Here is a 4,806-nt window from a genome sequence, read left to right as displayed (position 1 = left end):
GGGGTTATGGTGTAACCTGGCATCATCTGGGACTCCAGTTGTCTTTGAAGAAATACGCGTAGTCTGATAATCAGTATACATTGGTTATGTGATGACCAATTGGAGTACTGAGGCAAGAGAAATCCTAGGATCGGGGTTCAAATCCCTGTGACCCCATTTTTACTTAACTTTTTACTATTTTTATTTAGATTTTTTCAATTTTTTCATTCATATTTTATAGTATATTTTAGGTAAATTTTTCATTATTTCCATTATTTTTTTATTCTTTCTTATTTTTTTAGCCTATTTTAGGTTAAGTTTATTTACTATTCTTTAAAGAATATTTAATAGATTCTAAATTTATTTTTTTAAGTGATATTATGGAAAAAATCAATAATGTTTATTGTATTGAAGGTGTAATGGCTGATTCCAATTCATATTTGATTGACAACACTAATTCAGATACTGAATATGATTACATTTTAGTGGATGCTGGAACTGGTCAGAGCAATTCAAACTTATTTTCAAAAATCAAAGAGATAGGCATTGAGCCAGAGGATATAGACTTGATTGTAAACACTCATTGTCACTATGATCATGTTGGCGGAAATGACTTTTTCCCAAATGCAAAAATAGCTATCCATAAGATTGATGCTATTGCTCTTAGGGATCCAGAAAGTGAATTGACAGTTTCATCATTATTCGGTTCAATTGTCAGAAGGCATGATGTTGATATCGAACTTGAAGAAGGAGATAAAATAGCTAATTTTGAAGTCATTAATACCCCTGGGCATACCAAAGGGGGAATATCATTATATGATGGTGAGATTCTCATTAGTGGCGATACCATTTTTTCAAATGGTGGAGTAGGCCGTATGGATATTGGTGGGGATCCAAATGACATGAGGGAGTCCTTGCTTCGTTTGAAGGAGTTGGATGCTGAATATTTGCTTCCAGGGCATGGTCCTTGGGTGAAAAATGCCAATCAGCATGTTGAAATGTCTTGCATGATGATGGGGATAAGATAATGATTATGTTATTCCTTTTTTATTGAAAAAATAGTTAGTTTTAATAGTTGTGAATTAAATTTTCATTCATAAAAAAATTTGGGATTATGGATTTAAAATCTGAATAATCCTCCAGTGCCCATAAATTTCTTTTCAGCTTTTTCAAAGGCATTTCTTTTAACAAGAATTGAAATCTTGTCACCGTTGCTTAATATGTCATCAGGTTGAGGAATTTCCAATTCGTGATTGCCTTTGTTTTTAGAGATGATAATGTAATCCTTGGTTGGAGAGAATTCCGAAACTTTCTTTCCAAATACCTTAGGGTTTTGAATGGTCATATCCAAAATCTCTGCATTACCTGCACCAAATGCCATTAAGTCTGCTACATTTGGCCTTGTAATTACTTTTTCGAGGAATCCGGCTGCAGTTCTTTCAGGACTGATTACCTTATCAATTCCAACTTTCTTAAATGCCTCTTCGTGGTCAGGGTTACTTACTCTAGCAATGATTTTGCCATCAGTGTATTCCTTAACAAGAATACAGGACAATAGGTTTGATTCATCATTACCAGTAGTTGCTACAAAAACATCTGCCTCTTCAATATTCGCTTCTTCCAATGTTTTTGTATCGGTTCCATTACCGCAAATGACCATTGCATCCAATTCCTCTGAAGCTTGATCACATAAGTCATCATTGCTTTCAATAATTGTTACATCATAACCATGAATGATTAAACGGTCTGCAAGGGAAAGCCCTACACGACCTCCTCCCATAATCACAATATACATAACAAACACCTAAAAACTTTTTTTCAATGAATAAAAATTACAATAATTTTCTTAAAAATCACTAATATTTATAATCATTAATTTTGTGGTAATTTTCAAAAATTTTTATGAAAATTAACATATTGTTTTAATATCTCAATTTATATTTATAAATCTTTCGTAATGTTAGTTTTTATCTATTAAAACAATAATAAAAGGAGTGTTTTTAAGGTGGCTTTTAAAGGGTAAGGGAATGGTGATTTTTTATTCACCAGAACCATTTTTCTTAATGTTTTTAAATCTTCTTGCTGGGTTTATTAATCCCGCGATTGTTCTAAATACCACTAGAACTGGTATGATTTCCAATCTTCCAATCCACATTAGGAAAATCAAGGTTAATTTTAAAGGGGTTGGTAATCCACCAAAGACTATGCCTGTACTTAAACCGTTATTGCTTTGTATGGAAATAACGTCAAATAATGCTGTAAATGGGTCATATCCATAGAGGGTCATAATGATCCATCCGCATACAAGGAATATCAGGAATGTCACGATATATGCTGATGCCTCTTTAATCTCCCTTTCATTTATTTTCTTTCCACTAATTTTTGTGCTTACAACCCTTCCTTCTGGTGAAACCAGGTTAGTTACGGTTAAGTTCATTCCTTTAATCACAGTAATGACCCTAATAAGCTTTAAACCCCCTCCAGTGGATCCTGAAGAACCCCCGATGAGCATTAAAACCATTAAAACAATAAGGGAAGCACTGCCCCATCTTGCAAGTTCATATGGGGGAACTACATCTGCACCGGTAGTTGTAATTGCAGAAACGATGGTGAACAATTCTTCTATAGGGGCCATTTTATTTGTTATTAAAATAAATGCACTTGCAATGACAATCAAGCAAATAAGCAATTGGAACTGAACATCCTTCAAAACAGATTTTCCTCTTGTTTTGACAATCTTATAATGGATGGAAAAGCTTGTTGCACCTAGAATCATTAAAGCCATAGTGATAATGTAAACCAAGCTGTTTTGATAGAATCCAACATTCGCATTTTTGATTGACATTCCTCCAGTGGAAATGCTGGTAAATGTAAGGTTTACTGCATCAAATATTGGAAGGCCAGCTAAAATAAAAAGAATTATTCCTGCAGCGGTATAGATTAGATAAATTTCTAAAGCCTTTCTTAAGGTATTTGCAATGTTTGGCTTGATTTTTTCCTCTCTTGCTTCTGATTTGTATAATCTTGATGCTGCAGTACCTGATCTGATTAGAATTCCGATAAATATAATTACGATTCCCAATCCACCTATCCATTGTTCCAAACTTCTCAAGAATAAGATAGATTTAGGCAAGATTTCAACGTTTACAAAAAAAGTCATTCCACTACCTGTCCATGCAGACATGTTTTCAAAAAGTGCATCAACAAAATGGATATCTAATGAAAGAGCCATGATTGAAGCTCCAATCAATGAAGCCCATAGCCATGCAAAGGATGATATCAACATTCCATGCTTTAGTCTAAGCTTGTTGTAATTTGAGAATTTTTTAGTGAAAGCAGTTCCCAAAAAGAATGAGATAAAGCAAGGAATTAAAAAAGCGCTAACTTTAATGTACTCTCCGTAGATTAATGCAACTAGTATGGGGGCTAATAAAACAACACCTAATCCTTGCATAATGTATCCTAAATAATGGAGTACAACCAACAAATCCGCTTTAGTGATATATTTCCTTTTCATACAAATATGGATTATACTTTTGCATATTTAAATATTATTATAGTTTAGTTTTTATATATGCAAACTATACAGGGTTAGGGTGCTGATTTTTTTTATTTTGTTTTTATACTAACAAACTATACCAAGTTAAATATATAATTTTAAATAAAAGATTTGTTAAATATTTTATTGTTGAGATTATTTTTATCATTTAATCTACAAATTTTTCAAAATGATTTTCTATAATTAAAGTAGCAGTAGTTGATAAAATGAAAAACAAGAAAGTCTTGATATTCTTATTATTCGGTTTGGCAATAATGGGTGTTATGCTGTACTTCATTGGTATAGATGAAGTCATTGAAGCACTTAAACTATCGAATTTATGGCTTGTTTTATTAGCTATTGCTATACAGATCTTTACTTATTTTTTATACACATGGAGATGGAACATCATCAACAAGACAGCTAATATGAATCTGGGAATAAAAAAATCACTTCCTATGGTTTTAGTTAGCTTGGCTGTAAACAACATCACTCCAAGTGGTCGTGGTGGTGGAGAACCTGTAAGGGCTTATCTTTTGGCAAAAGAGGGTCATTTTAAATTTGAAGATGCTTTTGCTACCGTTATTGCAGATAGGGCATTAGATACATTTCCATTTGTTTTACTTGCTATATTAACAATCATTGGAATAATCTTTACTTTTTCATTGGATATTAAATTGATTGCTTTCCTGGTGATTATGGTCACTCTAATCACAGTAGGGGTTATTTTATTGCTTTATGTATGTATCAATGAAGCTTTTGGTGTAAAACTCACTTCATGGATTATTAAAATCGTTAGCAGGTTCTATAAGAAATTCAATGAAAGCAATGAAAAAAGAATTATTGAGGCAGTTAAAACTTTCCAAGCTAGAATGAATGCATTGCTTAGAGATAAATCCATCTTATATTATGCACTCCCATTGTCCTTTGTGATTTGGATTTTTGAAATCCTAAGGGTGTATGTGGTGTTTTTAGCATTTGGTGCTAAAGTCAGTCCAATAATCATTGGTGAAGTGTTTATTTTAGCATCATTTGTAGGTATGGTGCCACTCCTTCCTGGTGGTCTAGGTGCTGTAGATGGTATAATGATCCTATTCTATGCTAATGCAGGAATTACTGCATCATTAAGTGCTGCAGCGACTGTTGTAGAAAGATTGATTTCATTTTGGATGACTACATTCATAGGATTGATATTCCTTACAATGTTTGGAACAAGTGTTTTAGATAAGGCATTTGCACTTGCTGGATCTCGAAACGAGGATAAGGAAGATACGAAATCCATTGAAGAA

The 4,806-nt window shown here is 33.0% G+C and carries 4 protein-coding genes and 1 tRNA gene; 3 read left to right on the top strand and 2 right to left on the bottom strand.

Annotated elements, in window-relative coordinates:
- A tRNA-Trp gene (locus tag VW161_RS08660) sits at positions 1–156 on the top strand.
- A 203-nt stretch (positions 157–359) separates the two neighbouring features.
- A complete protein-coding gene (locus VW161_RS08655) occupies positions 360–1,007 on the top strand; it encodes an MBL fold metallo-hydrolase (RefSeq protein ID WP_439778782.1) in 648 nt (215 codons plus the stop codon).
- Positions 1,008–1,099: 92 nt separating this feature from the next.
- Here VW161_RS08655 and VW161_RS08650 read toward each other — a convergent pair whose 3' ends face one another.
- Entirely contained in the window at positions 1,100–1,774 is a 675-nt protein-coding gene (locus VW161_RS08650) for a potassium channel family protein (protein WP_304089139.1), read from the bottom strand.
- Between the two features lie 243 nt (positions 1,775–2,017).
- Complete coding sequence (locus VW161_RS08645) at positions 2,018–3,496, bottom strand: TrkH family potassium uptake protein (RefSeq protein ID WP_325192941.1); 1,479 nt, start codon at positions 3,494–3,496, stop codon at positions 2,018–2,020.
- 248 nt (positions 3,497–3,744) lie between these two features.
- On the opposite strand from VW161_RS08645, the gene VW161_RS08640 reads away from it, so the two are divergent.
- Positions 3,745–4,806 (top strand): UPF0104 family protein (locus VW161_RS08640; RefSeq protein ID WP_325192940.1); only part of this gene is annotated, 1,062 nt, incomplete at its 3' end.

It is taken from the genome of Methanobrevibacter ruminantium, from assembly GCF_016294135.1.
In the GTDB taxonomy this organism is placed as follows: Archaea; Methanobacteriota; Methanobacteria; order Methanobacteriales; family Methanobacteriaceae; genus Methanobrevibacter; species Methanobrevibacter ruminantium_A.
This window is presented reverse-complemented; position numbering and strand designations above follow the sequence as displayed.

Excerpts from the sequence above, each read along its gene's own strand:
- VW161_RS08655 (WP_439778782.1), top strand. The coding sequence starts at position 360 with ATGGAAAAAATCAATAATGTTTATTGTATTGAAGGTGTAATGGCTGAT.
- VW161_RS08650 (WP_304089139.1), bottom strand. The coding sequence starts at position 1,774 with ATGTATATTGTGATTATGGGAGGAGGTCGTGTAGGGCTTTCCCTTGCA.
- VW161_RS08645 (WP_325192941.1), bottom strand. The coding sequence starts at position 3,496 with ATGAAAAGGAAATATATCACTAAAGCGGATTTGTTGGTTGTACTCCAT.